Origin of the sequence: Paenibacillus glycanilyticus, from assembly GCF_051200795.1 — a bacterium.
In the GTDB taxonomy this organism is placed as follows: domain Bacteria; phylum Bacillota; class Bacilli; order Paenibacillales; family Paenibacillaceae; genus Pristimantibacillus; species Pristimantibacillus glycanilyticus.
In genome coordinates, this window is record NZ_CP195155.1 from 673112 (window position 1) to 698889 (window position 25778).

Here is a 25778-nt window from a genome sequence, read left to right on the forward strand (position 1 = left end):
GCATGAGGCGTAACACAAGCTTGTTGTCGGACGGCGGCTTTCTGCTGCTGTTCATCGCGTGCTTTGTCTGCATCGTGTTTACGGCGCGTGATCCTAATCTTTATCTGCACAACATTATTTTCTTGAACGTCGCGTTTCTGATCGCGATTGTCACTTATTTCACGACGATCACGACCGGGCTCATCCTGAATATCGCGTTTGTGTTCGGCTACGGTACGTTCACGATTTACCAGACCGTCGTGCAAGGAGGCGTGGTGACCAGCCAAAGCTATTTCTGGCTGATCATGACGCCGGTATTCACTGCGATTACCTGGATGTTCACGCTGGCAAGCAAGCAGCTGCAGGAGGAGAACGAAGCGCTGCAGAAGAAGAATGCTTCGCTCGCCACGATGGATGAGAGCACCAATCTGAAAAACATGCTGTCCTTCCAGAAGGACACGACGGTATTTATGGCGTTGTCCGACCGGTATAAGATTCCGCTGACGCTGCTCGTTCTGAACGTGAAGTACTGGAACGAGCTGAGACGGATGATTGGCGAGGAGCAGCTCAACGCAGCCGTCTATAACATTACGGCGATCAGCCAGACCAGCATTCGGGCGAACGATTCTCTCTACATGCTGAGCCAGGAGAATCCGACCTGGGGCCTTCTGCTGTTCACGGACAGGGACGGAGCCGATATTGTCATGAACCGGCTCCGCAGCAGGCTGGCGGAGATTAACGAATCGGAGAGGTCAACCAGCAACCGCTTCGAGCTCAACCTGAAGATGGGGGCTTACGAGTACAACCGGGAAGAAACGCCAACTCCTCTGGAGTGGATTACCCGGGCGCGCAAGGAATTGGAGTACGACGTATAATGGCATGAATCCGAACAGGCAGATGCGTAAATTCGCATGCTGCCTGTTTTTCTATTAATATGAAGATAGATATGAGATCGATTAAAGGAGCTTGAACATGAACAAAGTGGCTTATTTGGGACCTAACGGCACCTTCTCCGAAGAGGCGGCCTTGAAGTTTTTCGAAGGAACGGATACGCAGTGGGTTATGCTGAGCTCGATTCCCGACGTTCTGGAGGCGGTCAGCAGGGATGAGGTAGACAAATGCATGGTGCCGATCGAGAACTCCATCGCGGGCAACATTCATATGACCATCGACGGTCTGCTGCTCTACAACCTGAGGATTGAGGCCGATGTCGTCTTTAAGGTATCGCTCCATTTGATCGGAAATCCCGGCAGCGCGATGAGCGATATCCATACGGTAAGATCCATCATGCCCGCCATTAATCAATGCCGTCGGTTCATCAAGGAGCATGCCCTGAAGCTGGAGTATGCGGACAGCACGGCTCACGCAGCCTTCTCAGTCAAGGAATCCGGCGATGCCGGAACGGCCGCGATCGGATCGGCTTCGGTTGCCGAGAAGTACGGCCTGCAGATTCTGGAGAGCGGCGTGCAGGACCATTCCGCGAATCATACCCGTTTTATCGTGGTCAGCAAGAAGCCTAACGAGGATACGGGGCAAAAGAAAACGATGATGCTGATCACTCCGAGCGAAGAGTATCCGGGCGTATTGTCTTCGATTCTGAACGTGTTCTCCGCGCTTGCGATCAACCTCTCTTGGATTGAATCGCGGCCAACCGGCCGCAAGCTTGGCGAGTACAGGTTCCTGATCGAGACGGAAGCCGGGGGCAATGAGCAGCGTATGGATAAAGCGATTAAAATTATCGAAACCTTTGGTCATGACGTTCATGTCCTGGGCAGCTACGCAACGACGATTCTGTAAAGCTACTGCGCAACGGTCTTGAAATAGCGATAAATCCGTTCGAGCTTCTGCTCTTGCTTGCCTTGCTTTTTCTCCATGCCGCCGAATTCGAAGAACTTCACTTTCTGGATGCCGACGTAGCTGAAGAGGGCTTTCCGCATAAGCACCTTATGAGCATTGTTGAGCCAGAACAGCGGATAAAGGGAAGGTCCTTTCATGGTGGAGATGCATACGACCGATTTGCCCTTCAAGAGGCCTTCGGGAAGGAGCTTTCCATTATCGCGGTATGCGAAATTTGAAGCAAACATCCGGTCAATGTAACCAAGCAGCATCGCCGGCGGCCGGCCCCACCAGATCGGGTAGACAAGCACGATTTTCTCGGCCCAGAGCAGCTGCTGGCGATGCCGGTCGAGCTCCGGGTCGGCATGCATATCCCGCCTGCGCTTATTCTCGTTAAACACAAGCAGCGGATCGAACGATTCGGCATAGAGGTCAAGCACCTGTATCTCTTCGACTTGATGGTTCTCTTGCAGGCCTTGGATCGTTTTCTGCAGGAAGGAATAGCTGAGACTGTTATGGTTCGGATGCGTGTAAATAATAAGGGTTTTCATCGGACACCTTCTTTGTTATCATTTGATAAGAAGTTATCACGCAACATAAATTGTTGTCAATAGATAATTATTTTTTGATAACAAAAAGGATGGTTTCAGCCCAGCCCGGTTATAAGGAGATGGTCCAACATGGATTCCAAGGATAAACTATTCGGGCAGATGGTGTCCCACATCGCAGCTTCCCACCAATTGCATTACGATATGACGAAGGGAATGCCGATGGATGATATCACGCCTCTGCAATACGAAATAATGGAATTTCTGACGGTGAAACAGCCGATTACATTAAGCGAAATCAGCGAATGCAAAGGCATCTCGATGCCGAACACGAGCCGTGAGATCCGCAAGCTGACGGAGAAAGGGCTCTGCGAGAAGATTGAGGATCGGGAGGACCGGAGGAAGCAGTACATCCGGCTGTCCTCGCTTGGCGAAGAGAAAATGGGAATGGCCTTCGGCCATATGAGACAGCTGTTCCTGCAGCAAATCGAGCATGTGCCGGAGGTCGATCTAGCCCGGATTTCCGAGGCGCTTGAGGTGCTTGGCACGACGATATTTCGCGCGAATTCATAAAGTCCGATATTGATAAAAGCTAAGAGGTGATCGTCATCATGGCCGTATTTATCTTCATTGCTATAGTTGTTGTTCTGCTTCTTGTTCTATTCCTTAGCATCTATCCGGTATTTGGCGGCAAGCCCGGCGAGCAGACGCTGGCGCGCATGAAGAAATCCCCCCATTATTCAAACGGCAAGTTCGAAAACGTATTGCCGTCCGCGATGTCCATGTCGCTGCGCGAGAACCTTGGGCTTCTCATGGAATTTGCCCGGGGCAACAAGCTGGCTTCGCCGGAGAAGGAAATAGCCGTCATGCCTTTGCATCCGCAGTCGTTTAAGGATAAGCTTGCCGGACAAGCCAAGGTGACCTGGTTCGGCCACTCGGCTCTGCTGCTGGAGCTGGACGGCAAAAAGCTGCTGCTCGATCCGATGCTGGGGCGAGCTCCGTCGCCCATTCCGTGGATCGGCGGCAAACGGTTCAGCGGCAGCCTGCCGATTGAGATCGAGGAGCTGCCTGCCATCGATGCCGTATTGCTGTCGCATGATCATTACGATCATTTGGACTATGGCTCCATCAAACGTCTGAAGGACAAAGTGGGCCGCTTTTTTGTTCCGCTGGGCGTTGCCGCCCATCTCGAGCGCTGGGGCGTTGCTCCGGATCGGATCGAGGAATTTCATTGGTGGGAAGAAACCGTCTGGGAAGGGATTCATATGGCATGCACGCCGGCCCGCCACTTCTCGGGGCGGGGATTAACGGGCCGTAACGGAACCTTATGGTGCTCCTGGGTTCTGCATGGCCGGGAAGCAAGGATCTTCTTCAGCGGGGACAGCGGTTACGGCCCGCATTTCCGGCAGATTGGGGAACAATACGGTCCTTTCGACCTGACGTTAATGGAATGCGGTCAATACGATACCCGGTGGGCTGCCATTCATATGATGCCGGAGGAATCCGTGCAGGCCCATCTGGACGTAAAAGGCGATGTCATGATCCCCATTCACTGGGGAGCCTTCCGGCTTGCGATGCATGATTGGCGGGATCCGGCGGAACGTGCCCTCAAGAAGGCCAGGGAGCTTCGCGCCAAGCTGGCCACCCCGCGGATAGGAGAGCCCGTCCCGATCGGAACGGGAACCTATCCTTCCGACGAATGGTGGCGCTCGTAACCATAAGCAAGGGGGTGTCCCTTAAGTCATAAAATGACGATGGGACACCCCCTTATTTTTACCGTACGTTGGATTTCCTCCAGTGAATTCAGCAAAATAAGGAACCATTGGGAGCCACGTTGGAATCACTCCATCATAAAGGCCATAAATGAGCCGAATGATTCAATCTGAGCTGAATCTACTGGAGAGAATCTAGTGTAGAGCGTCTACGCCACTAGAAACGCCCCCTGACACTGTACCATCTCCAACGTAGATCTCTGGTTATCCGCAACCAACTTCCATTCTCGCTAAATATCTTCGTGAACATGAAGGGAATCCCTCATTCAAACACAATCGCCAAACCCGGATATCCTTCTCCTCGTAAAGGGGGGACGCATTTCGTCCACGAGTAGGAATAGAATATTAGGCCTTTCCGCATAACGCAATAGCCATAGGAGCAACACCTCTCCAGCTTCCTTTATTGCTACAACGTATGCGGCCCCGGAGCTGCCTAGAATGAAGCGGGTTCTTTCGAATGCGACGTACTTGTCTGCTTGCGGTCCCAACGGAACAGTCGGTTCAACAGATGATATATAAGCTTGTTTTCTTTCGTAAGGAGCGGCCCCAGGATGGCCAGAATCAGGACATACAGGGCGGCAAACGGCTGAATGACAGCCATCAGGGCACCGGCTTTCGCCATATTCGCCATAATGATGGAGAACTCTCCGCGGGAGACGATGGTCAATCCGATATTAACCGAGGCTTTGGGAGACAAGCCCGCGCTTCGCCCGGCAAGCATGCCTGCCGTCAAATTGCCGATCAGCGTAACGGCAACGGCAGCCAGCGACAGCCATACGGCACCGCCTAGGGCCGTTGGATCGATCGTCAAGCCAAAGCTGAAGAAGAAGACGGCGCCGAAGAAATCCCGGAAGGGGAGGATCAGCTTCTCAATCCGCTTCATATGCTCGGTCTCGGCCAGGACAAGGCCGAACAGTAAAGCGCCAATCGCTTCGGCGACATGGATCGTTTCGGAGAGACCCGCCACCAGGAACAGCCCGGCGAAGATAACAAGCGCAAACAGCTCATTGGACCGGATATTCAGGAGCTTATTCAGCATAGGTGCCGCTTTGCGGCCGAGGTTAAGAAGAGCAAGCATAAAGACCAGCGCGATAACCGTGGATAAAAGAATGCCGCCAATCGAGGTCGAACCGCTTAAGATAAGGCCGGACAAAATGGAAATATAAACGGCGAGGAAGACATCCTCGAACATGATAATGCCAAGAATCATCTCGGTCTCCGGATTGGCCGTGCGCTTCAAGTCAACCAGTACCTTGGCGACAATGGCGCTCGAGGAGATCGTGGTTATCCCGGCAATAACAAGCGTCTCCTGAAACGGAAAGCCGCTCAGCCATCCGAACAGGAGGCCTAGGGTGAAGTTAATGGCGATATAGATGGTGCCGCCGACCGCGATGGAGCGGCCGGATTTGATCAGACGTCCAACGGAGAACTCCAGTCCGAGATAGAAGAGCAGGAACAGGACGCCTAGCCTGCCCATAAACTCGATGAGCGGGGCGCTCTCGATGAAACGGAAGTCGAAATGCCAGAATTCCACCGAATGGGGACCAACGGCCATCCCGATCAGGATATAGAACGGAATGACGGAAAAACGGATTTTTGCCGACAGCAAACCAGCCACTGCGATTAACGCAATCGCGAGGCCAACCTCAAGTATGATGTGATCCATCCATTAATCACATCCATTCATGAGGATTTTTTTCAATTCTTTATGCTGAGCGCGTTCGCCGGCAACAACAATCGTATGATCGGCAGCCAGAACGACCTCGGGACCGGGATTAATCTGCTTGGCGTGATTGGCGGCGAGCAGAGCGATAACGGTCGTGCCCGTATTTTTGCGGATGTTAAGCTCTCCGATTGTCTTTCCAATGCAGGCATAATGGGACTCGAGTTTGTACCACTCGATAATAAGCTCGTCGAGGGCGACCTCGATGGTCTCCAGCATTTTGGGTTTATACGTCATCCCGCCGATCATGGCGGCAGCCATCCGGGCTTCATCGTCATCCAGCGTGATCATGGAGATGCTGCTCTCCGGATTTTCGTGGTGGAAGTGATAGCATTCTCTGCGGCCGTCGTTGTGCACGATAATAACCAGCTGGTCGCCGCTGCGGGTGTTCATCTGAAATTTTCGCCCGATGCCGGGCAGATCGATTTCACGGATATTCATAAGGGAAGTACCTCCTCGAGTATGATCGAAATTCTATTCTTTTGTTCAATAGGCAGCACAAATCAGACCTCCGCTTTACGTAAAACGCGGAAGAGATTGGAATTGTCCTTAAACGATGGAATAGGAAGTCGTCAGCTTGAGGGGCATAAGCAGGCGTTTGAGCCGCTCCAGGAACAAGAAGGGGAGTAAGAAAACACGCTTCGCCAGGAAAAACCGGCGGGGGTAGCTGATCCAGCTGTAGATGACAGCGAGCAGCGCAAGCATGGCAAAAAGCTTGGTGGCAGGAGATATCGTTACGCGCTTAATGGCCTTCATGCTGTTCGGCAGGCTGTGCTCGATATGCGTGCGGCTGGATTTCGATACGTCGAAATGGCCGTTGCCAAGCATCATCGTTGGCATGCTGAACAGAACAAAGGCGCCAAGCAGGAAGAGAAGCAGCGTCAGACGACCGGTGAAACGGTATGTTTTCATGAATGACGCCCCCCTTAACGAATAGATTCTGATCTGCCTTTACCAAGCTTATGCGTGAAGCAGGCTTTACATGTTTTACGCGATTACCGCATAAGAGGTTTCAACCATTATTTGGAATTAGCGCTCGCTTCTTTGGGCTGCTGAGTTCGAGAAGGTTGTTGAATAAACCGGTATGCGGCGCTTATTCCGACAAGAAGCAAGGCTCCGGCGAGTACGGGCGTAAGCAGGAAGGACCAGCCTGCTCCGGCCAGAATCACGACCAGCGGATCCGCGCCTGCCGGCGGATGAAGGGTCTTCGTTACTTGCATAAGCACGATCGACAGCGCAACCGCCGCAGCCAAGGTCCAGGCATGCTGGCCAAATACATGCAGAAATGCCAGCCCGGTGATTGTGCTGATTACGTGGCCTCCGACCACATTGCGGGGCTTTGCCAGCGGACTGTCCGGAAGGGCGAATACGATAACGCAGGAGGCACCGAACGGGGCCATTAACAGCGCCAGACCTGTCACGTTTTCAAACAGGAATAAGAGCAGGACGGCGGCGAAAGCGCCTATGGCCGGCCATAAGAAGCGGATTAAACGGTTAATCATGAAGCACCAGCTCTCCTTTACGATCGATTGCTTCGATGGTATCATGTGCTTAACCATTTGAAAAATGAATATATATGATGAATATCATTTCGAAATTAAATACCTGGAAGGCGGGATATCATGCTGGATCAATGGGACGGAAGATCGCTCCGTACTTTCTTGACGGTAATGGAGGAGAAGAACTTCAGCCGGGCAGCCGATAAATTGGGTTACGTGCAGTCTACCGTGACGACTCATATCGCGCAGCTGGAGAAGGCAAGCGGCAAAAAGCTGTTTGACCGGCTGCCAAGAGGAGTCGAACCTACGGAAGCAGGGGCCGCGTTGGCCCGGTTTGCAAGGCAATTTGCTGCTCTAAGCGAGGCGCTGGAAGAGGATTTGCTACGCACGGAGCAGCCTAGAGGGGTGCTGAAGGTCCGTGCTCTAGAGGCGTATTGCGTGACAAGACTGCCCGATCTGCTTGCTTCTTACGCCGAGCATTATCCCGAGGTTGAACTGCGGCTCTCGACCGGCTTTATGGAGGATATGTGCGGCAGGGTCCTTGAGCAGAAGGATGATCTGGGCCTTGTTCCCCGTGATCCCGGGCATGACGGTCTTGAATTTGTCCCGCTGGCCATTGAGGAATTGGTATGGGTGGGGGCGCCGGAAGGCAGGGGAGGCGGCAAGCAGGTATATATCAGCTACGGGAATGCCTGCCTATACCACGAGCTTGGGGAATCGTCTCTCCGCGAAGCGGGATATGCCTTGCATGACCGCAGAAGCTTCCCGAGCGTGGAATTGATTAAACGTATGGTTCAGTCGGGCTTTGGGATATCGTTATTGCCGAAGGTGAACGTAGAGGAGGAGCTGCGGGCAGGGAAGCTGATCGCACTCGATTTCCCTGTGCCGGAACCCGTTCATCAGGGATTTATCCATCTGAAGGGGAAGCAGCTTCGTCCGGCTGCAGCGGCCTTCATGGACTGGGTGCGTGCGGGCCTGGCTTAAATGGAAAAAGCCGTCCCCGGGAAGGCAGTGCCTTCATCGGAAACGGCTTTTTGGGCAAGAATGTTATTGACGGTAGATAGGAGCGCCTAACGGAGCGCCATCGGCACCGCCGTCGACTTGAAGCTGGGCAGCCTGAACGAAGGAGGATTCGTCCGAAGCGAGGAAGAGCACGGCATTGGCAATCTCGTCAGGTTCGCCAAGCCGGTTAAGCGGAATAGAGCGGGAGAGACCGGCTTCCAGCTTCGCTATTTGCTCGGGTTCGGTAGCTTTCCAGATCGGAGTTTTCGTAGCACCCGGCACAACCGTGTTCACGCGGATGCCGCGTGGAGACAGTTCGGATGCAAAGACCCTCGCCATGCTGGTGACGGCGCCTTTGCTGGCCGCGTATGCTGCCCGGGTTGCCGGGCCGGTAGTGGCAAGCACCGAGCCGACAAGGATTACCGATGCGCCGGCTTGGAGATGCGGAACGGCAGCCTGTACCGTAAAGAAGACGCCGGTCACGTTGACCCTCAGAATCTGCTCGAAGTCCTCCAGCTTCGTATCGCCAAGCGGAGTGCCGCCGGAAATACCCGCATTCGCGAAGACGATGTCCAGCTTACCGAAGCGTTCGATTGCTGCCGCTACCGCTTTTTCCGAGCCAGCCGGATCCGCCGCTTCCGCCTGTACGGCAACGGCATTTTCCGCGCCAAGCTCATTTACCGCAGCCGTTAAAGATTCTTGATTGCGTCCCGTAATGACAACCTTTGCGCCTTCCTGAACAAACCGTTTCGCTGTTGCCAGTCCGATACCGCTGTTGCCGCCTGTAATTAAAGCTACTTTACCGTTTAGTCTTGCCATTGTAATCACTGCTCCTTTTTATTTTATCTCTTATTTTGAGAATGATCGTTCTAAAATATTCAAAAAAATTTAGTCTAAAATAGACATCGTTGTAGCAATAACCTGTTGTAATTTCTCTGTATGGTTTTGCGTCTTTACCATGACCCGCAGCCCGATAAGCGCATTGTTGAGGTAAGGGGCTAGCAGCTCCGGATCTAGCGAGGCTGACAGCTCCCCGGCTTGCTGGCCTTTTATAATCAGCTTGCGAAAAAGCTCTTCCGTGCCGGACCAGCTTTGGTTAACGCAGGTTTCAAGCTCGGGATCGTGCATGGCCAGCTCCACGGCGGTATTGACCATCAGGCAGCCTTTTGGCCGTTCCTCACTCTGAGCGATAGCGGCCTCCATGACGGAACGGATGGCGGTTTTTGCGGATAAGGAGGACTGCGCCCGTTGTTCAATGGAGCTCCAGACGGTGTCGCTGTAACGTTTTAAGGCCATTAAATATAAGGCATGTTTATCACCAAACGTATCGTAAATGCTTCTTCTGTGAATGCCCATATGCTCAACGAGATCCTGCATGGAGGTCTTCTCGTAGCCTTGCGTCCAGAACAGCTTCATTGCCTTCAGCAGGACGGCATCTACGTCAAATTCTTTGCTTCTGGCCAAATGTTCACTGCCTCCTTTCTGAACACAGCTTATCATATTGAGAACGATCGGTAAAGAATTATTTTTTTACTGATCGTTCTCAAAAGGATGGGGAGGCGCTAAATAGGCAAATTCGATTAATAATACGACGGGATGTCCAATAATATGGTGTATATTCATTTTTGCTAAAGCGGGTGATAGGGAATGAAGCTTATTCTGCGTTGGTTAAACGCTGTTGGGCTAGTCCTCGTACTTATTATGAATTATCTCGCGGAAACTATCCCGATTGGAGGCCAAACGACAGGTGAGATTGCAGCGCGGTATCCCGTTCTGATCCAACCTGCCGGGTATGCATTTGGAATATGGACGGTTATATACGCCTTACTCATTGGTTTTGTATGGTTTTCCTTTACGGCAAAAGGCAAGGCTAGTTCGGCCATAAACGCAATCGGAATATATTTTTTCCTAAGCTGTTTGTTTAATGCGGCATGGCTGGTTCTCTGGCATCTTGAGAAGCTGGCAAGCAGCGTAACGATCATGTTTGCTTTGCTGCTGGCTCTGATTCTTATTTATACGGGCGTCCGGCAGAAAACCATTCGTTCCTTAACGCGAGCCGAACGGCTGTGGGTGCTGCTGCCGTTCAGCTTGTATCTGGGATGGATCTGCGTGGCTAGTATCGTAAACGTATCCGTGGCACTTTACGCTTCCGATTGGAACCGATTGGGCCTGTCTGAAGAGGCATGGACCGTAATCATGCTGCTTGTTGCGGCGCTGCTCTGTATATGGGTCGGTAGAAAGTATCGAGACGGGGCTTTTATGGCGGTGTTTGTCTGGGCTTTTGTGGCTATAGGTGTCAATAATGGTGGGAAGCATCCCGTTATTGCGTGGACGGCCTATTCACTGGCCACACTGATTGCTGTGCTTGCTGTGTATACGCTGTTTCGCGGTAGACAGAAGAGGCTGTAAAGGCTTCTTCTTATTTTTTGAAATTAGTTGCAATAACATTCTAATTAGCATATGATGTAAATGAATTAGTTGCAATGACATTCTATTGGCAAGGAGGACATTTAATTGAACGGACAATCCGAATCTCATGGCCAATATATTTCGGCGATTTACCGCCATATGCAAGTGCTGATCTCGGCTGAACTAGCTCCATATCGGATTGGAAGCGGGCAGTATATATTTCTGATGGCAATAGCAAACGCGCAGCCGGCCACGCAGAAAGGATTGAGTGAGAAGCTTTTTATTGATAAGACCACAACGGCAAAAGCGATCGCTAAGCTAGAGGCTGAGGGTTACGTGCGGAGAGAGCCGGATCCTTCGGATAACCGTTACCATCTGCTTTACTTGACGAAAGAGGGGCAAGAAGTAGTCCCTCACGTCCAAGAGGCTTTAAATCGGGTAAAGAGCAAAACCAGAAAAGGAATAAGCGATGAGGAGTACGGCTTATTGTTAACGCTGTTGAAGAACGTGCTACACAATTTGACGGATCAAGTCAATTAGAATTGGGGAGGATGAATAACTATGCTTGCTCAACCTTTTATCGCGGTGGAGAACTGTAAAGAGGAAATCCGGTATTATCAAAAGGTGTTTGGCGGCGAGGTCGTTATTTTGCGCCAGCAGGGAGACACCGTTCTGAATGCGGATCTGCTTGTGGAGGGAACAACGATTAAATTCGCGGATATTCAAGCTGCAAAGCCGCTTATGAAGGGTGACTATGTCAGGGTGTTCCTTAAGATTGACGAGGAAGAAGCATTCAGGCGCATCTACGGGGAGTTTGCGCAAAGCGGAACCGTTCATACGGAGATGTACGAAGCCCCGTTTAACGGTTTGCTGGCAATCGTGAACGACCGGAACGGCGTGTGCTGGGTGCTGTCGTTTTATCGGGAATAGAGAAAAGGTGCGGGAGAAGCTCCCGCACCTTGCTTGTTATGGCGTTGGTATGCACATAGAATCATAGGGCTCACAGTTAGGGGACCCACCGCCGCCGCCAGAAGGGATTTCGCCATCTTCACCGCCAGTACCGCCGATTTCACCGCCAGTACCGCCGTTTTCGCCGCCAGTGCCGCCGTCTTCACCGCCAGTACCGCCGATTTCACCGCCAGTACCGCCGTTTTCGCAACCAGTACCGCCGTTTTCGCCGCCAGTACCGCCGTTTTCGCAACCAGTGCCGCCGTTTTCGCCGCCAGTACCACCGTTTTCGCCGCCGGTGCCGCCGTTTTCGCCGCCGGTGCCGCCGTTTTCGCCGCCAGTGCCGCCGTTGTCACTAGGCGATGGTGTTGGCGTAGGAGTAGGTGTAGGTGTAGGTGTAGGTGTCGGAGCCGGCGTATACACCGGCGTTGGTGTAGGCGTCGGCGTTGGAGTAGCCGGCGGTACGTATTGCTGCTTGGCTTCATACGCGCCTGTCAGAAGCAGGTCGCGCGTAGCGTTGGCTTGTCCGCCAAACTTCCCGTCAGCGCCGTTATTCAGTATTTTCAATTCGAGCGCCAGCGCGACATAACCCTGTGCCCAATCCGATACGGTCGTATCCGATCCCGTTTTTGTTTTAGCGTCAGCGTTTTTGCCAAGAACTCTAACCAGGAAGGTTGCCAGCTGCTCTTTGGTCACTTTGCCCGCAGGATCGTAAATGCCTGCTCCATAGCCCTCCGTTACGCCCGCTGCTTTGAGCGCTTCGATGTATGGCAGCGCGTAGCCGTTGGCCGCGTCATCGGCCTTCACGTCCGTGAAGCTTGAGGTCTTCAGGGAATCATCCGTTTTGAGTCCCATAATAAGCGATGCGACCTTCGCGAACTGGGCGCGGTTCATTTCCTCCTTCAATCCAAAAGTGGTGTCGGAGACGCCGTCGAAGATTCCCGCGCTGATCATGGCGTCAAACTTGGCTTTTGTTGCCGCGTCCAGGTCTTTCAAGTCCGTGAAATCAGCGGAGGTCTTACTGTTGGCAAAGCTTAAAGTAGCGTATGAGCAGAGAAGTATAACTAAAGCAATGCCTGCGATTTTCTTTTTCATCTTTATCATTCCTTCCCCTTAGAATGCAATCCCTGCCGTTTAGACCATCCATTGCAAAACCCCGTCATACAGGTACATACTGTTTATATCGGAATTCATTTGTATTTCTTGGATAGGGGAGGAAGTCAATTTTGAAAAATTATGAGGCGAAATGCCTACTAGAGGCGCGAAATGAGCTGGGGGAAGGCCCGGTATGGGATGAACAGCTTCAGGAATTGCTCTGGGTCGATATAGAAGGCCGTCAATTACACCGTTACCGTCCAAACGACGGAAGAAAGCTCCAGCTCCAGACGGAGAAAATGATCAGCGCGGCGGTTCCGGCAGAGGATGGCACCTGGTTAATCGCGCTGGCGGACGGCTTTTACCGGTTGAATCTGGAGTCAGGCGATATGTCCCTGATTGCCCGCACGGAGGAAGAGACGGCGACGAACCGGCTGAATGACGGCAAATGCGATCCGGCGGGCCGGTTCTGGGCAGGAACCATGATCTCCACGAGGAAACGGAACGGTCATCTCTACGTTCTGGAGGACGGCAAGTTATCGAAACGGTTAAGCGGCATTGGCTGCTCCAACGGGCTGGCGTGGACGGCGGACGGAACGGTCATGTACTACATAGATACCTTCGAGAATGAAGTATACGCCTTTGATTACGACGCTGCCAGCGGACAGATCGCTAATCGGCGGATTGTGATCCGATTCCCGGAGGGGGAAGGCAGTCCGGATGGCATGAGCATCGATTCGGAAGGGATGCTGTGGATTGGACATTGGGGAGGCTGGCAGATCGGGAGATGGAACCCGTTAACCGGCGAAAAGCTCGCCACGATCCCGATTCCCGTCCGGAATGTCACTTCCTGCGCTTTTGGCGGCGAGAGTTTGGACGAGCTGTACATTACGACAGCGAGGATCGGCAATGACGAGGACCAGCTTAAGGAACAGCCTCTCGCCGGAGCTGTTTTCCGCGTGAAGCTGGATGTTAAGGGATTGCCCGTGCAGCGGGCAAGAGGATAGCGTGGGAGAAAGTCATGAAAATAGATAAAAAGCCGGGAGACTCCGATAAGGAGGCCTCCCGGCTTTTTTAGCTCAATAGATTCGCATGGTTATAAGCGATTCCGCAGGAGCACCGGCGGGTGCCGAACATCGCATGATACGAAGGCGGGAAATCGGTATTAACCCTTATGACCTGCTGAGCGAACTCCTCGGAGCTTTTCGGTACCGGACCAAGCGAATCGGCCTTTGCTTGCGTATCGATATGCGCGCCCGGCGGAACAAACCTGCCGTCGGGGATCCGCACTCCGTTGGTCACAATCGCGTCCATCGAAACATAAGAGCCGCGTCCCACCTCCGCATTAAAGACAATGGCTTTAAAGCTTACGAATACATCATCCTCGATCAGGCAAGGGCCGTGGATAATAGCTCCGTGAGCAACGGAGACTCTTTTGCCTATAAAGATGGAATAGCTTTTACCGCACACTTCAATGCTTTGATTAGCCAATCCGTGCAAAATAACGCCGTCCTGAATATTCGAATTCGAGCCGATGAGAAACGGGGTTCCTTCGTCGGCCCGAAGGGCGGCACTGGGTGCAACATACACATTGTCGCAGATGCGCACATCGCCAATCACGCTCGTAAACGGACTTACGTAAGCGGTAGGACGGATAGAGGAAAACCGCTCTACGGGATTAATGGACGTAACCGGATTAGGGCTAATAAACCGCGCGAATAGATTTACGGGGCCTATTGGAAGATGGGAACCCATGTCGTAATCTCCTTGTGACCGAATAGGGAATGCTTTTCAATTAAGCTATTCCGCTAATAGGCAAATGTCACAGGGGATTTCCTAAAGCGAGAGATTGCCGCTGACCAGAAGGCCGAAGCAAGCCGCATTCACAAGAAACGTAATGCCGGCGCCGATCAGGAGGCCCTGAACGATGCCGGTTTTTTTATTGAACACGAATATAGCCGGAAGCAGATAGACAATTTGAGCAATGCTGATGAAAAAGAAGCCGATCGGGAAAAGGAACAGCAGGCAGTGCAGCACGGCCAATATTCCGATGCCTAGGAATACATGCTTTACGTGATGCGGCGATTTTTCGTAAGGCGATTTGCCGGGGCTTCCCGGCTGCGTGTTATCTCTGTTATCTCCGTTATCCCCGTTATTGACTCCAGTCATAGACCTTCCCTCCCGGTCGCATATCGAATTCCTCTCTCAGCTCGGCGAGCTTCTTCTCCTGCTCCGCCGTGCGATAGAACATGTTATAGGTATCAAACGGAATGATTCTGCCGTCCGGATGCGCGATATGCACGCAGGATTTCTTAACCGAACGCACATCGAAGTTGTACGGATCCAGAAACTGCATGATGATGACCCGGAATACATTGTCGTAGCTGATATGCTCGGGTACGGAAACAAGCGGCAGGCAGCACAGCAGGCTCTTCAGCGATAAAGCCGAGGAAGCAGGCGAATGGGCCGTCGAGAACAGCTCGAAGATTCGCGACTTCAGCGTTTCGTCCTGCTCGAACACGATGGTATTGCGGCCGCCGTCCAACAAAATTTGGGGATCGATTAACCCGGTTAACGGGATAGCCTCTCCGCCAAGCTTTAACGCGTAACCCATCGCAAGGCAATCCGGATGGCAAGGAACCGGGATTACATCCTCCGCGCGGAAAATGCCCGATTGATCAATGATGCCCTGCCGTACCTCGCTAAGCGTCAGGCGGTCTTTGGCCGGGTCGAACTCTTCCAGTCTTCCCGCTGCCTGAATCGGCTGGAACGTGACGCCGCGCACGGCGCGCTGCTTCAGGCCGAACTGAATAATATCGCCAATCTCGTGATCGTTCAGGCCTTTCTTCAGCGTAACAACCAGGGTGGTCGAAATGTTGAACTCGTTCAGATGCTCTAGCGCTCTGCGCCGCACATCGCGAAGGTCCACGCCGCGCAGCTCCCGTAGCGTCTCTTCCTCGAAGCTGTCGAACTGCAGGTAGATCTCAAAGCCCGGCATATATTGGGCCAGCCGTTCGGCGAACTTTCTGTCCTGGGCGATCCGCAGACCGTTGGTGTTCACCATGACATGCTTGATGGGCTTGCTCTTCACCAGATCCAATATTTCGAAAAACTGCGGGTGAATCGTAGGCTCTCCGCCGCTGATCTGCACGATATCCGGCTCGCCTTCGTTGCGGACGATCGCATCCAGCATGAACTCGATTTGCTCAAGCGAACGATAGGAGCCGGCATGCGGGGAGGATTCCGCGTAGCAGATCGGACATTGCAGGTTGCAGCGCTCGGTAATTTCGAGCAGCGTCAGGCAGCTGTGCTGCTCATGGTCGGGGCATAGCCCGCAGTCGTAGGGGCAGCCGTAGCGGATCGGAGTGTTCCATACCTCCGGCATTTCCGCGGGCTTCAGAAACTCCCGGCACTTTTTGTAATACTCCGCATCGCTTGCGATTAGTACCTTTTCGCGGCCGTGCTGTCCGCAATATTTCAGAAGGAATACCTGATTGTCCTCAATGATCACTTTCGCTTCAACCTTGCGCAGGCATTTGGAGCATACGCTGTTTGTCAACTCGTAGAAAATATAAGGTCTGTTTTTGGTTGTCATCGTTACAATTCCTTTCTGTGCGAGCGCTGCGGCCGTATAAGCCACTTGGATAATAGAACGGCGTAATAGGCGAGTCCGGCGATACAGGCAAGCTGTACATTGTTGAGTCCTAGATAGAAATGCGGTGTTGGCTTAATGAAATCGATAACGAAGCGAAACAGCAGGTAACCGGTCATAAACAATTGAAAGATGGCTCCGTCGGGCAAGCCGCCCTTTCGTTTCGAACGGAAGAGGAAGGCGCCCAGCAGCAGGAGGAAAGCAATCTCGTACAGCTGCGTCGGATGCCGGAGTACCCCGTCACCGAAATCGATTCCGGTAATCCAGCTCGTGGCCACGCCGTACGTATGATCGTCAAGACCGGTCAGGAAGCAGCCGATTCGCCCGATGACCATTCCTACGATAAGAGGTACTGCCATGTCGTCGCCCGTGGAGCTGGAATAGCCAATGCGCTTCTTCGTCCATTCGACGCCGATAAGGCCGCCGAGCAGCCCGCCAACGATCGTTTTGCCCTCCATGAGATAGGTGTAGCTGTTCCAATTCTCAAGCGTTAAGCGAGGGTCCTCGAACCAGAACAGCAGCTTGGAACCAACCGCCGCGCCCATGATGGCGCCAACGATAACCCACATGCCCTGCACGATCGGCATTTTGTCTTTGCTTCTTGTGTAGAGGTAGACGCGGAAGCCGATAAAATACGCGAGTGTTTCGAATACCGCATGGGGATGCAGCTTTACAAATCCGAGATCAATCCAGACAGGGAAAGTCATGATGCGCTCCAATCTATCGTATTGGCTTATTTTGTATAGATTCGCTTATCGATACAGAAATCCCTTTCGATTTCCATAAGCTTTCCTCGGCCCGGGAATGAGACCGCAACATTACAAAATAGCTCCCATGGTACAAATAAAGATGTAAAAAACGGGAGGAGCTGAAGCAGAGGATGAACGGATTAAACGGAAAAATCGCGCTGGTAACCGGCGCGAGCAGAGGGATCGGCCGCGCGATTGCGCTGAGACTTGCAGAGGAGGGGGCGATGGTAGCCGTTCATTACGGTTCTAATCATGATGCGGCGGCCGACGTCGTAAGACAGATCGGACAGCTGGGAGGAGAAGCCTTTGCCATAGGGCAGGAGCTTGGTACGGCTGCCGGCGCCGCTAAGCTTTTTGAAGAATTTGATCTGGCCTTGGAGCGGCGTACGGGAGAGAAGTATTTTGATATTCTCGTTAACAATGCAGGCGTGGGACTCCCTGTGTCCATCGAGGAAACAACGGAAGCCGACTTCGACCTTGTGATGAATACCAATGTGAAGGGTCCGTTTTTCCTTATTCAGCAAGCATTATCCCGACTAAGAGACGGCGGGAGGATCATTAATTTGTCTTCTGCGGTAACTAGAATTTCCTTGCCGGGGGTCGCGGCGTACAGCATGAGCAAAGGGGCGGTCAATACGCTTACGTTATCGTTATCCACCCAGCTTGCGCCCCGCGGGATAACCGTTAATGCTGTGCAGCCCGGCTTTGTCGCCACGGATATGAACAAGGCTATGCTGCAGGATGAATCGGGCTATCAATTCGGTGCCGGGTATTCGAGCTTCGGCAGATGGGGAGAGCCTTCGGATATCGCGGATGTCGCCGCGTTTCTCGCTTCCTCCGACAGCCGCTGGATTACGGGACAGTGCATAGATGCAAGCGGAGGGTCGCATTTATAAGAATGTGAGGAAAGGCCGGGAATCTCTCTGGAAGAGATGCCCGGCCTTGCATCGTATTATTCGCCAAGCACGGGCAGCAGAACGTGGCTTGGGTATTGCTCGGAGTGATAGACGGTCTGCGTAGCCGGAATCGGCTCCGGATCGTCATACGGGTTCAGACCCGTATTGGAATTCGGGAACGCGACAAATTTGCTGGACGACGTAATGGAGAAGCGGATGCGGTGTCCGGCAGGGAACTGATGCGCGATATTCGGCAGGAAAATTTCGAATTTCTCTACCTGGCCAGGCGTCAGCAGCTCCGGCTTGTCATAGCCGTGACGGTATTTGGCGCGTACGATGTAGCTGGAGAGCAGAATGGAATTGCCGGCTTCATCCACGTCGCTAAGCGCGACAACCCAGTCGGTATCGACCGCCGAGCTTGCCGCATAGAGAACGGCAGACAGTTCGCCGGCAATCTTAAGCGGCTGCTCCAGCTTGTCGCCGGTATAGCAGAGCACGTCCTGGCGGAGCTCGATTGTACGGCGGTTTTCCGGGATCCGCTCCCCGGCATCCACGACCGGATCGGCCGGGTTATAGACATAAACATCGGGGCTGTTGCCTTGCTGCGGCTGCCGCAACGTCAGCTTGCCGTCGCCAAAGGCCGAGTTCGCCCGTCCGCCGCCTCCGAGGTAGAATGGCGTAACGGCCGCTTCGACCGGCGTCCAATCCGCCGATGTCCGCCATTTGTTCTCGCCTACCACGTAGTAGCGGGCGCGTGGCTCCTCGTTAATGCCGTTTGCCGTACCCTTCAGGAAATGGTCGAACCAGCGGAGGACGTTAACGTCGTAGTCGTAGACGACGGCATCCTCGCCAAAGGCGGTGCCTTCCAAGTCACGGGCGCGGTTTGGACCGTGCTCCCACGGGCCAAGCCAGATTTTACGGTTCGGAACGTCATGCTCGGTGAGCAGGCGCCACGTTTCCGATACGCCGGGGCTGTCGCCGTCGTACCAGCCGGAGATGACGAACATCGGAGCTTTAATCTGGTCCGCATGCTCCGAGTGAGTGCAGTTCTTCCAGTATTCATCGTACTCGGGATGCTGGCTCCAGAAGTCCCAAGGACCGGAATTCCTGCCGATCATCTGCTGCGGGATGTCTCTGATCGGACGCGCCTCAACGGCCTTGGCTGGGTCAACGGTAATGCCGCCAAAGATCTCGAAGTCTGTCCGGGTGCCAACCGACTGGGCAAGCGTCCAGGAGAGCAGCGGCCAGGAGCAGACGGTGCCGCCGCGGCGGACCGTATCGACAAACGGCGACCCGACGTTAACTTCGTTAACGACCGCCTTCAGATTCGGATGTCCGCTGGTGGATGCCGCCATGACGACGTAACCAAGATAGGAGGCGCCCCACATGCCAACATCGCCATTCGACCATTCCTGGGAAATAATCCAATCGATCGTATCGCTGCCGTCTTCGCGTTCGTAATAGAACGGGACAAGCTCGCCTTCGGAATCGGCGCGTCCCCGGACATCCTGGTTCACCACGGCATACCCCTTGTTCGCCCAGCGCAGGAAATGCTCCTTCTTGCCGGCCCGGTCATAGCAGGTTCGGACAAGAATCGTCGGCAGCTTTGCGCCCGGCTGAATGCCTTCCGGCAGATAGACGTCGGTTGCGAGCTTCAGACCGTCACGCATTGGAACCAGGAACGTGCCGAGATCATTTACGCCGTATTCGGGCTTGGACAGCAGGGGATCGTCGTACACGACAAGCGGAGTGAGCTTCTCCATTCCTTCCTGCACGATAATCTCCATGCCGTAGCGGTTCGGGCAGAGGAAGGCGATAACGGCACCGTCCAGCGTTACGATATCCACGGCGGTGTCTTTCCGTCTGGCCCATACCTGCGAAGTGCGTCCTTGCTCATCGGTATAAGTGAGATGACGGTGATAGGCTTCGCCATTCGCGGTCACAACGCGCTCTCCGGACCATTCGGTCTTGCTGTAGATCGGGAGATTCTCGCGAATTTGCTGAAGCGGGAGAATGTATTTCGCCTGCGGGTCCAGCGCATGCTCCCGCATCTGCGTACGCCGTCTGCGGTCTACTCGGGCATGCATCACTTTCTCCTCCGTAAAACGAAGCTTACCCTCGTATACGCCCGCGCAATAAAAGTTGTAAATCGTCATATGCAGCTCCTCCTATCCCCATACCTGTTCGAAAATACGCAGCCAGTTGCCGCCAATGATCTTGCTAACCTCTTCATCGGAATAACCCCTTGCCACCAGTCCCCGGGTAAAGTTGATGAACAAGCCGTATTGCTCGAGTCCGGCGACAAGCTCGGTGGACGGTCCGTCTCCTTTGGCAAAGCCAAGTTTAGGGGCGATATGCTCCTTGAAATAGACGAGGGACCAATCGACGTCGCTCATGGGCCAGTCTGTTCCGATACCGACATGGTCAACGCCAACTAGACGAACGATATAGTCGATGTGATCGAGCACATGATCGATGGTTGTAGCGTGCGGATCACCATGAACGAACCATGGCATGGCGAATACGCCGATTACGCCGCCCGTAGCGGCAATCGCGCGAAGCTCGGCATCGCTTTTGCAGCGGCGGTGAGGATAGATCGCTTCTACGCCCGTATGGGAAGCGATAACCGGCTGGGTGGAGAGACGGCAGGCATCCAGCGTGGTTTGCTCGCCGCAATGGCTGGTATCGACAACGATGCCAAGCTCATTCATGCGGCTTATAAACGCCATGCCGAAGTTAGAAACGCCGCCATTCGCCAGCTCCATACACCCGGAAGCGATGGCATTCTGATTATTATAGGTTAATTGAAGCACCCGAAGGCCAAAGCCGTGAAGAGCCTCGAGCAGGTCGAGGTTCTTGCCGAGACCGCCCGGATCCTGCGAAGTGACGATGCCGGCTTTAAACCCTTTGCGCTTGGCTTCGCGGATATCGTCTGCCGTTAGCGCTTTTACAAGCCAATCCAACCGGTCGAACTGCTCCTGCATTTCGCCCATGCTCGTTATAATTGCTTCCGGGCTGGACAAATCCACTTCCCGGTTGCCGGCCGTGATTCCGGAGCGGTACCACTCTTCCTTGAAGGCAGGCAGTTCGCCGCTTACGGATATTTGCCGCAGACGTTTGGCAGGGAGGGCGCTGTATGCCATCGGGTCATCCTTCAGGGCTTCGCATTCTTCTTTGATTTGCGCCGATACTTCGGCGGGAACAACGCGGGGGGATAAAGGACCCTGAAACAGCAGGTCGATTACGATGCTGCGTTCATGGATGTCCAGTGCCCGCTTTTCCTGCTCCGGAGTGAGGTGAAAGTCGTACAATCCTTGATGATCCTTCATGATAACACGCTCCTAGATTGCGATAGTTATACCTTTGCCTTGAAGCTTGGCTTGCTCATAAAGATAAGCCGCCACGGCCAGATCCTCAACGGCCAGGCCAAGCGATTTGAAGAGAGTAACGTCCTTGTCCGAGGCTCTGCCCGGAGCAAGGCCAAGAAGGATTTCGCCGATCTCGCCGATAATATGATTGCTGCCGATCGCCCCTTCTTGAAGGGGAATCAGATAGTCCCCGGCTTCGTTTACGACCGATTCATGCCGGTCGACATACAGCTTCGCCTGCCGGACAACGCTTGTAGCGAGCTCCCGGTCGGGAGCCCGGCAAGCGCCAACGGCGTTAATATGTGCGCCTTCGGGAATCCACTCTCCCTGCAGAACGGGAGTTGTAGAGGAGGTGAGGGTACAGATAATATCGGCCTCCGCAACGGCCTGCTGCGCGGTAGCCGATATCTCGATCGTCAGCTCCGGGTATTTGGCGCCCATCTCATTCTGAAATCTGGTCGCATGCTCCAGGTTAGGACTCCATATACGGACAAGGTCGATCGGGCGGACAAGAAGCAATGCCTCGAGATGAGTGCGGGCTTGCTCGCCTGTTCCGATTAACGCAAGAACCCGCGAGTCTTCTCTTGCGAGCAGCTTCGTTGCGGCCGCACTGACGGCGGCGGTACGTATGGCCGTTACGTTACGGCCGTCAACAATGGCGTTTATCGCGCCATTCTCCGCGTTAAACAAAGCAATAACGCCCTGATGGGAGGGAAGGCCGCGGTTATGATTGTGAGGGAAGACGCTGATCAGCTTCGCTCCAACGGCCTCCTGCGAGGCGAGATACGCCGGCATGAGTCCCATTAAGCCGCCCTGGCGGACGGGTACAACGGACCGGAGCTGCTGCTCGGCTTGTCCGGCGGACAAATCGGACAGGACGTTTTCCATAAGCGGAATGCAGGCTTCCATCGTTAATAATTCGGATACAACGTTACGGTCAATGACTAACATGATGCGCTCACCTGCTTGCTGTCGAATGTAGATCTATTTTATTTTACCTCAAAAATATTAGGGAGTGTAAGCGTTGCTTGGCGCAGCAAAAAAAGAGCCCGCCGGTTATCCGGCAAGCTCTTCCAAGAGGGACCGATTCTAGCCGAACTGGCTTCGGTAGATGGTGTTTCGGCCGTTTCTTTTGGCCGTGTAGAGGGCTTGGTCGCATCTCGTATACATCGATTCCATATGGGTGTGCTGATCCGGAACGACGGTGAGCACTCCCATGCTTATGGTGTAGGAGACAGGCAGGGTGGTCGGAGCGGATTGCAGCATGATCTTAATCCGTTCGGCCAGCGCGCTTGATTCCTGCTCGCCTTTGCCGGGAAGCAGAATGCCGAATTCGTCTCCGCCGTAACGCACGAACAAGTCGTCCTTGTCCAAGTAATGCTGGATTCGCTTCGTTACGTCCTGCAGCACGAGATCGCCGGTATGATGGCCGTATTTATCGTTAATGTCCTTAAAGCTGTCGATATCAAACAGCAGGTACGAGACCGCCTCGCCTTTCTTGGCATAGTGATTCAAGTACCTCTTGGCGCTGGTCATAAACGTTCTTCGATTTAACGCGCCGGTCAGATCGTCATAGCTTGCGTAATGAAGCAGCTCCTGGTTGGTCTTTTCCTTCCACAGCAGCATAAAGCCCATAATCCCCAGGATCGTAAGAATATAGATCGTCACCAGATAGAGCAATTGGTAGATACCCGGCGTATAAAAGCTTGCGGGAATATCCGTAAAGAGAGCGGTTGTTCCTCTGACCAGATTGGCCGCAATCACAAACAGATAAATATAGCCTATGACTTTCATTAGCGGGGAAGGTCCTTTGATCAGCCTGTACATAGGGGCAAGTATGATGGCGAGAGCGGCAGAGCAATAGGCGATTCGGGCCTCCTCTTCGTTATGGATCAGCATGATGAGGTGAAAGCCCGCAATGCTGAGAGGGATAGCCAGCCTGTACATGATTTTATAGCGCGTCCGCCATTCGTTTCTTAATCGCAACATGGAGATGGTCTCAAGGGAGGCTCCGACGAACATGAGGGAATTGGCAACGGAGATAGTCAGAAAGTCCGGGATTTCTCCGCGCAGGACAACAAGAAACCAGGAGCAGGACTGAAGGCATTTGGCCAGGAAAAAGATTCTGACCGGCAAGGCTCTGATCACATCCCGCCAATAAGCGCTTATAAGGATAAAGGTAAATAAATAAGCAATTCCAAGAAAAATAAGGATTGTTGTCGAATCCAGCAGTATGTTAATGGTGGTCACCAGCCTGACGAGAAAAATATCCGTTACTGCCGATTATAGCAGGATGCAGGAAACGGTTGGAAGACGTTATTCGTAAAATGAATCCGGAATCTTATTTCAGCTACGTTTAAGGAAGAGGATATACACTGTCAATTATAGGACATTTGACGGGTGTAGAGGAGGCAATATTATGGCAAATTCCAAATGGGTGAAATGGGTTGTCGGTCTTTCCAGCGTAGCGTTATTTACGGGAATGGTGGGCGTTATCAATCATTCATCGGCAAATCCAACAACAAGTCCGGTCGGCAGCGACGTTCTAAATAGCAGTCCATCCGATGGAGGAATCCAGGGCAATGACGGCACGGGCTCCTTCGAGCAAAGGCCGTTCGGCCGCGGGCACGGCATGGGACGGGATTTCGGCTCGGGAACGGACTCCGGAACAAGTTCCGGCGACGAAGGCATGCGGACGCATGCTTCATAGCAGGGAGGTAGCATAGATGGCTTTGCATAGATTCCGGGCGATGAATTCGCAGTTTTTCACAAAAGGACTGCATGAAGGCGCGCAGGCGATGGCGGAAAGCTGGATCACTGTCGTAGAAGAGAAGCTGAGCCGGTTCAATCCGCGCAGCGAGCTGTCCCAAATGAACCGGTCTGCCGGACAACCTTTTTCCGCCTCCACGCTGCTCTATGAAGTAATGGCTGAGGCCAACCGTTATTATGAAGCGACAGACGGTCTGTTTAATCCTTATATGGGACATGTCATTCGCGAGCTTGGATATTCCGGGACGTTTGAATCCTTGGCGGAGAAGTCGGCGCATGCGAAGCCGGTGTTTGCAGCTAATCCCTTTGATTGCGAGCAGCCTTTGATTCTGGACCCGGGCACAAGAGCGTTAACGCTGAATTTGAAGCTTGCGGTCGACCTGGGCGGATTCGCGAAGGGATGGAGCGCCCATCAGCTGTCCCTCATGATTCAGCATGCGGGCGTACGTTCCGGTGCGATTGGAGCGGGAGGAGATATTGCGCTGTGGGGCGTGCCGGACGAAGGCTGGTCGGTTGGCATCGGTGATCCTTGGGAAACAAGCCGGGATCTGATGACGCTTCGGGTAAGGTACCAGGCGGGCATCGCCACAAGCAATACGGTTAGAAGGCAATGGAAGGACAGCGCCGGCCAAAGCCGCCATCATATTATTCATCCGCGCACGGGAGCGCCAGTTGAATCCGATCTGGCCCAGGTGACGCTGTTTGCGCCCAATCTGGCGGACGCCGAGGTATACGCGAAATGCGTCCTGCTTCTCGGCCGGGAGCAGGGCTTCGAATGGCTTGCGGGCAATCATCCGGCCTGCGCGGCGGTAGGCGTGCTGCATGACGGTTCGATCCGGACGGTTGGCGCCATCGGTCAGTATGCAGAGGAAAGGGGATTATGCGTATGAATCAGATATTGGATGCTCTAAGCGTATGGACCACAACCCGCGCGGCGGGCATTACGTCGTATTTATTCCTGTTTTTGTCCACGATTGCCGGTATTTGCATGGGATCGCGGCTAATTAAAAATAAAGCCAAAGCGACGGTGCTGACCATTCATCAATCCGCGGGCTGGTTCGGCTTTTTGTTCGGCATGATGCACGGAGCCGTGCTGCTGTTCGACCAATACGTGGGCTATTCCGTAAGCGGACTGCTGATTCCGTTCACGGCCGAATCGCATCCCGTTCTAACGGGCATGGGGACACTCTCGTTTTATATGTGCTTTATTGTTATCCTGTCCTCCGACATGATGAAAAAGCTTGGCAAGAAAGCGTGGAAAATGACGCATATGCTGGCATTTCCCGGGTATTTTCTAGCCCTCCTGCACGGTCTTCTGATCGGCTCGGATTCAAGCTATCCTTGGGCGCAGGCAATGTACGGGGCGACGGGGATTATCGTAGCGGGGCTTACGGTCTACAGGGTATGGACGGCAAAGAAGGATAAGTCTGATGCTCCAAAGAGCGGGCGGGTGACCTATCCGCAGGGAAAGCCGATCATTCTTGAGCCCAGCGACTATAAAGTACGATAAGGCCCTTTAGGGGGTCTTTTTTT

General features: G+C 53.4%; 29 protein-coding genes. 13 read left to right on the forward strand and 16 right to left on the reverse strand.

Going from position 1 to position 25778, the window contains the following annotated elements; genetic code table 11:
- Window positions 1-2: 2 nt before the first annotated feature.
- The gene (locus ACR9FF_RS03150; RefSeq protein ID WP_201008547.1) at window positions 3-854 is read left to right on the forward strand and encodes a diguanylate cyclase domain-containing protein; all 852 of its coding nucleotides are present in this window, start codon (window positions 3-5) and stop codon (window positions 852-854) included.
- A 97-nt stretch (window positions 855-951) separates the two neighbouring features.
- Complete coding sequence (gene pheA / locus ACR9FF_RS03155) at window positions 952-1776, forward strand: prephenate dehydratase (RefSeq protein WP_435168929.1); 825 nt, start codon at window positions 952-954, stop codon at window positions 1774-1776.
- 2 nt (window positions 1777-1778) lie between these two features.
- Here pheA and ACR9FF_RS03160 read toward each other — a convergent pair whose 3' ends face one another.
- Window positions 1779-2366: an NAD(P)H-dependent oxidoreductase gene (locus ACR9FF_RS03160; RefSeq protein WP_435168931.1), complete on the reverse strand. Its 588-nt coding sequence runs from the start codon at window positions 2364-2366 to the stop codon at window positions 1779-1781.
- Between the two features lie 129 nt (window positions 2367-2495).
- Between ACR9FF_RS03160 and ACR9FF_RS03165 the strand changes: the two genes are divergently transcribed.
- Together ACR9FF_RS03165 and ACR9FF_RS03170 are read left to right on the forward strand one after the other, a co-directional pair.
- The gene (locus tag ACR9FF_RS03165; protein ID WP_435168933.1) at window positions 2496-2936 is read left to right on the forward strand and encodes a MarR family winged helix-turn-helix transcriptional regulator; all 441 of its coding nucleotides are present in this window, start codon (window positions 2496-2498) and stop codon (window positions 2934-2936) included.
- 38 nt (window positions 2937-2974) lie between these two features.
- Window positions 2975-4078, forward strand: coding sequence for an MBL fold metallo-hydrolase (locus ACR9FF_RS03170; protein WP_435168935.1), 1104 nt, complete (start codon window positions 2975-2977; stop codon window positions 4076-4078).
- Window positions 4079-4568: 490 nt separating this feature from the next.
- On the opposite strand, the gene ACR9FF_RS03175 is transcribed toward ACR9FF_RS03170, so the two are convergent.
- From ACR9FF_RS03175 to ACR9FF_RS03190, 4 genes are all read right to left on the reverse strand, one after another.
- Window positions 4569-5801 (reverse strand): cation:proton antiporter, encoded by a 1233-nt coding sequence (locus tag ACR9FF_RS03175; RefSeq protein WP_435168937.1) that lies wholly within the window; start codon window positions 5799-5801, stop codon window positions 4569-4571.
- 3 nt (window positions 5802-5804) lie between these two features.
- Complete coding sequence (locus ACR9FF_RS03180; RefSeq protein WP_127495857.1) at window positions 5805-6299, reverse strand: cation:proton antiporter regulatory subunit; 495 nt, start codon at window positions 6297-6299, stop codon at window positions 5805-5807.
- Window positions 6300-6407: 108 nt separating this feature from the next.
- Window positions 6408-6770: a hypothetical protein gene (locus ACR9FF_RS03185; RefSeq protein WP_435168939.1), complete on the reverse strand. Its 363-nt coding sequence runs from the start codon at window positions 6768-6770 to the stop codon at window positions 6408-6410.
- A 107-nt stretch (window positions 6771-6877) separates the two neighbouring features.
- Window positions 6878-7360 (reverse strand): HPP family protein, encoded by a 483-nt coding sequence (locus tag ACR9FF_RS03190; protein WP_435168941.1) that lies wholly within the window; start codon window positions 7358-7360, stop codon window positions 6878-6880.
- 120 nt (window positions 7361-7480) lie between these two features.
- On the opposite strand from ACR9FF_RS03190, the gene ACR9FF_RS03195 reads away from it, so the two are divergent.
- The gene (locus ACR9FF_RS03195; protein ID WP_435168943.1) at window positions 7481-8341 is read left to right on the forward strand and encodes a LysR family transcriptional regulator; all 861 of its coding nucleotides are present in this window, start codon (window positions 7481-7483) and stop codon (window positions 8339-8341) included.
- A 63-nt stretch (window positions 8342-8404) separates the two neighbouring features.
- Here the strand turns inward: ACR9FF_RS03195 and ACR9FF_RS03200 are convergent, their stop codons facing one another.
- Both ACR9FF_RS03200 and ACR9FF_RS03205 read right to left on the reverse strand, forming a co-directional pair.
- Window positions 8405-9178, reverse strand: a complete 774-nt coding sequence (locus ACR9FF_RS03200) for an SDR family NAD(P)-dependent oxidoreductase (protein WP_435168945.1) — start codon at window positions 9176-9178, stop codon at window positions 8405-8407.
- A gap of 69 nt (window positions 9179-9247) precedes the next feature.
- Window positions 9248-9823 (reverse strand): TetR/AcrR family transcriptional regulator, encoded by a 576-nt coding sequence (locus ACR9FF_RS03205; protein WP_127495852.1) that lies wholly within the window; start codon window positions 9821-9823, stop codon window positions 9248-9250.
- Window positions 9824-10006: 183 nt separating this feature from the next.
- On the opposite strand from ACR9FF_RS03205, the gene ACR9FF_RS03210 reads away from it, so the two are divergent.
- The 3 genes from ACR9FF_RS03210 to ACR9FF_RS03220 all read left to right on the forward strand — a co-directional run bounded on the left by ACR9FF_RS03210 (window position 10007) and on the right by ACR9FF_RS03220 (window position 11698).
- A complete protein-coding gene (locus ACR9FF_RS03210; RefSeq protein ID WP_435168948.1) occupies window positions 10007-10768 on the forward strand; it encodes a tryptophan-rich sensory protein in 762 nt (253 codons plus the stop codon).
- A 105-nt stretch (window positions 10769-10873) separates the two neighbouring features.
- Window positions 10874-11308: a MarR family winged helix-turn-helix transcriptional regulator gene (locus tag ACR9FF_RS03215; RefSeq protein WP_236013546.1), complete on the forward strand. Its 435-nt coding sequence runs from the start codon at window positions 10874-10876 to the stop codon at window positions 11306-11308.
- Window positions 11309-11329: 21 nt separating this feature from the next.
- Window positions 11330-11698 (forward strand): VOC family protein, encoded by a 369-nt coding sequence (locus ACR9FF_RS03220; RefSeq protein ID WP_435168950.1) that lies wholly within the window; start codon window positions 11330-11332, stop codon window positions 11696-11698.
- A gap of 36 nt (window positions 11699-11734) precedes the next feature.
- On the opposite strand, the gene ACR9FF_RS03225 is transcribed toward ACR9FF_RS03220, so the two are convergent.
- Entirely contained in the window at window positions 11735-12811 is a 1077-nt protein-coding gene (locus ACR9FF_RS03225) for an S-layer homology domain-containing protein (RefSeq protein ID WP_435168952.1), read from the reverse strand.
- A gap of 131 nt (window positions 12812-12942) precedes the next feature.
- On the opposite strand from ACR9FF_RS03225, the gene ACR9FF_RS03230 reads away from it, so the two are divergent.
- A complete protein-coding gene (locus ACR9FF_RS03230) occupies window positions 12943-13818 on the forward strand; it encodes an SMP-30/gluconolactonase/LRE family protein (RefSeq protein ID WP_435168954.1) in 876 nt (291 codons plus the stop codon).
- Between the two features lie 67 nt (window positions 13819-13885).
- Here ACR9FF_RS03230 and ACR9FF_RS03235 read toward each other — a convergent pair whose 3' ends face one another.
- From ACR9FF_RS03235 to ACR9FF_RS03250, 4 genes are all read right to left on the reverse strand, one after another.
- A complete protein-coding gene (locus ACR9FF_RS03235) occupies window positions 13886-14566 on the reverse strand; it encodes a carbonate dehydratase (protein WP_435168956.1) in 681 nt (226 codons plus the stop codon).
- Between the two features lie 81 nt (window positions 14567-14647).
- Window positions 14648-14980 carry a hypothetical protein gene (locus ACR9FF_RS03240; protein ID WP_435168958.1) on the reverse strand — a complete coding sequence of 111 codons (333 nt, stop codon included), beginning with the start codon at window positions 14978-14980 and terminating at the stop codon, window positions 14648-14650.
- Window positions 14964-16406: a radical SAM protein gene (locus ACR9FF_RS03245; RefSeq protein ID WP_435168960.1), complete on the reverse strand. Its 1443-nt coding sequence runs from the start codon at window positions 16404-16406 to the stop codon at window positions 14964-14966. Before ACR9FF_RS03245 ends, ACR9FF_RS03240 begins: the two co-directional genes overlap by 17 nt.
- A 2-nt stretch (window positions 16407-16408) precedes the next feature.
- Window positions 16409-17170 carry a prolipoprotein diacylglyceryl transferase gene (locus tag ACR9FF_RS03250; protein WP_435168962.1) on the reverse strand — a complete coding sequence of 254 codons (762 nt, stop codon included), beginning with the start codon at window positions 17168-17170 and terminating at the stop codon, window positions 16409-16411.
- Between the two features lie 173 nt (window positions 17171-17343).
- Between ACR9FF_RS03250 and ACR9FF_RS03255 the strand changes: the two genes are divergently transcribed.
- Entirely contained in the window at window positions 17344-18108 is a 765-nt protein-coding gene (locus tag ACR9FF_RS03255; RefSeq protein ID WP_435168964.1) for an SDR family oxidoreductase, read from the forward strand.
- 56 nt (window positions 18109-18164) lie between these two features.
- Here ACR9FF_RS03255 and ACR9FF_RS03260 read toward each other — a convergent pair whose 3' ends face one another.
- The 4 genes from ACR9FF_RS03260 to ACR9FF_RS03275 form a co-directional block, all read right to left on the reverse strand.
- Window positions 18165-20264: a CocE/NonD family hydrolase gene (locus ACR9FF_RS03260; protein ID WP_435168966.1), complete on the reverse strand. Its 2100-nt coding sequence runs from the start codon at window positions 20262-20264 to the stop codon at window positions 18165-18167.
- Between the two features lie 12 nt (window positions 20265-20276).
- Complete coding sequence (locus ACR9FF_RS03265) at window positions 20277-21437, reverse strand: dipeptidase (RefSeq protein ID WP_435168968.1); 1161 nt, start codon at window positions 21435-21437, stop codon at window positions 20277-20279.
- Between the two features lie 12 nt (window positions 21438-21449).
- The gene (locus ACR9FF_RS03270) at window positions 21450-22427 is read right to left on the reverse strand and encodes an ornithine cyclodeaminase family protein (protein ID WP_435168970.1); all 978 of its coding nucleotides are present in this window, start codon (window positions 22425-22427) and stop codon (window positions 21450-21452) included.
- Window positions 22428-22565: 138 nt separating this feature from the next.
- Complete coding sequence (locus ACR9FF_RS03275; RefSeq protein WP_435168972.1) at window positions 22566-23612, reverse strand: GGDEF domain-containing protein; 1047 nt, start codon at window positions 23610-23612, stop codon at window positions 22566-22568.
- 283 nt (window positions 23613-23895) lie between these two features.
- Here ACR9FF_RS03275 and ACR9FF_RS03280 point away from each other — a divergent pair, with 283 nt between their 5' ends.
- From ACR9FF_RS03280 to ACR9FF_RS03290, 3 genes are read left to right on the forward strand one after another with little or no spacing between them, the layout of a single operon-like run.
- Window positions 23896-24186 (forward strand): hypothetical protein, encoded by a 291-nt coding sequence (locus ACR9FF_RS03280; protein ID WP_435168974.1) that lies wholly within the window; start codon window positions 23896-23898, stop codon window positions 24184-24186.
- 16 nt (window positions 24187-24202) lie between these two features.
- Complete coding sequence (locus tag ACR9FF_RS03285; protein ID WP_435168976.1) at window positions 24203-25135, forward strand: FAD:protein FMN transferase; 933 nt, start codon at window positions 24203-24205, stop codon at window positions 25133-25135.
- A complete protein-coding gene (locus ACR9FF_RS03290; protein ID WP_435168978.1) occupies window positions 25132-25755 on the forward strand; it encodes a ferric reductase-like transmembrane domain-containing protein in 624 nt (207 codons plus the stop codon). The genes ACR9FF_RS03285 and ACR9FF_RS03290 overlap by 4 nt, the downstream gene beginning before the upstream one ends.
- Window positions 25756-25778: the final 23 nt, after the last annotated feature.

Excerpts from the sequence above, each read along its gene's own strand:
- ACR9FF_RS03160 (WP_435168931.1), bottom strand. The coding sequence starts at position 2,366 with ATGAAAACCCTTATTATTTACACGCATCCGAACCATAACAGTCTCAGC.
- ACR9FF_RS03220 (WP_435168950.1), top strand. The coding sequence starts at position 11,330 with ATGCTTGCTCAACCTTTTATCGCGGTGGAGAACTGTAAAGAGGAAATC.
- ACR9FF_RS03240 (WP_435168958.1), bottom strand. The coding sequence starts at position 14,980 with ATGACTGGAGTCAATAACGGGGATAACGGAGATAACAGAGATAACACG.
- ACR9FF_RS03250 (WP_435168962.1), bottom strand. The coding sequence starts at position 17,170 with ATGACTTTCCCTGTCTGGATTGATCTCGGATTTGTAAAGCTGCATCCC.
- ACR9FF_RS03210 (WP_435168948.1), top strand. The coding sequence starts at position 10,007 with ATGAAGCTTATTCTGCGTTGGTTAAACGCTGTTGGGCTAGTCCTCGTA.
- ACR9FF_RS03185 (WP_435168939.1), bottom strand. The coding sequence starts at position 6,770 with ATGAAAACATACCGTTTCACCGGTCGTCTGACGCTGCTTCTCTTCCTG.
- ACR9FF_RS03245 (WP_435168960.1), bottom strand. The coding sequence starts at position 16,406 with ATGACAACCAAAAACAGACCTTATATTTTCTACGAGTTGACAAACAGC.
- ACR9FF_RS03280 (WP_435168974.1), top strand. The coding sequence starts at position 23,896 with ATGGCAAATTCCAAATGGGTGAAATGGGTTGTCGGTCTTTCCAGCGTA.
- ACR9FF_RS03180 (WP_127495857.1), bottom strand. The coding sequence starts at position 6,299 with ATGAATATCCGTGAAATCGATCTGCCCGGCATCGGGCGAAAATTTCAG.
- ACR9FF_RS03200 (WP_435168945.1), bottom strand. The coding sequence starts at position 9,178 with ATGGCAAGACTAAACGGTAAAGTAGCTTTAATTACAGGCGGCAACAGC.
- ACR9FF_RS03285 (WP_435168976.1), top strand. The coding sequence starts at position 24,203 with ATGGCTTTGCATAGATTCCGGGCGATGAATTCGCAGTTTTTCACAAAA.
- ACR9FF_RS03235 (WP_435168956.1), bottom strand. The coding sequence starts at position 14,566 with ATGGGTTCCCATCTTCCAATAGGCCCCGTAAATCTATTCGCGCGGTTT.
- ACR9FF_RS03195 (WP_435168943.1), top strand. The coding sequence starts at position 7,481 with ATGCTGGATCAATGGGACGGAAGATCGCTCCGTACTTTCTTGACGGTA.
- ACR9FF_RS03265 (WP_435168968.1), bottom strand. The coding sequence starts at position 21,437 with ATGAAGGATCATCAAGGATTGTACGACTTTCACCTCACTCCGGAGCAG.
- ACR9FF_RS03225 (WP_435168952.1), bottom strand. The coding sequence starts at position 12,811 with ATGAAAAAGAAAATCGCAGGCATTGCTTTAGTTATACTTCTCTGCTCA.
- ACR9FF_RS03170 (WP_435168935.1), top strand. The coding sequence starts at position 2,975 with ATGGCCGTATTTATCTTCATTGCTATAGTTGTTGTTCTGCTTCTTGTT.
- ACR9FF_RS03190 (WP_435168941.1), bottom strand. The coding sequence starts at position 7,360 with ATGATTAACCGTTTAATCCGCTTCTTATGGCCGGCCATAGGCGCTTTC.
- ACR9FF_RS03150 (WP_201008547.1), top strand. The coding sequence starts at position 3 with ATGAGGCGTAACACAAGCTTGTTGTCGGACGGCGGCTTTCTGCTGCTG.
- ACR9FF_RS03270 (WP_435168970.1), bottom strand. The coding sequence starts at position 22,427 with ATGTTAGTCATTGACCGTAACGTTGTATCCGAATTATTAACGATGGAA.
- ACR9FF_RS03260 (WP_435168966.1), bottom strand. The coding sequence starts at position 20,264 with ATGACGATTTACAACTTTTATTGCGCGGGCGTATACGAGGGTAAGCTT.
- ACR9FF_RS03165 (WP_435168933.1), top strand. The coding sequence starts at position 2,496 with ATGGATTCCAAGGATAAACTATTCGGGCAGATGGTGTCCCACATCGCA.
- ACR9FF_RS03255 (WP_435168964.1), top strand. The coding sequence starts at position 17,344 with ATGAACGGATTAAACGGAAAAATCGCGCTGGTAACCGGCGCGAGCAGA.
- ACR9FF_RS03290 (WP_435168978.1), top strand. The coding sequence starts at position 25,132 with ATGAATCAGATATTGGATGCTCTAAGCGTATGGACCACAACCCGCGCG.
- ACR9FF_RS03175 (WP_435168937.1), bottom strand. The coding sequence starts at position 5,801 with ATGGATCACATCATACTTGAGGTTGGCCTCGCGATTGCGTTAATCGCA.
- pheA (WP_435168929.1), top strand. The coding sequence starts at position 952 with ATGAACAAAGTGGCTTATTTGGGACCTAACGGCACCTTCTCCGAAGAG.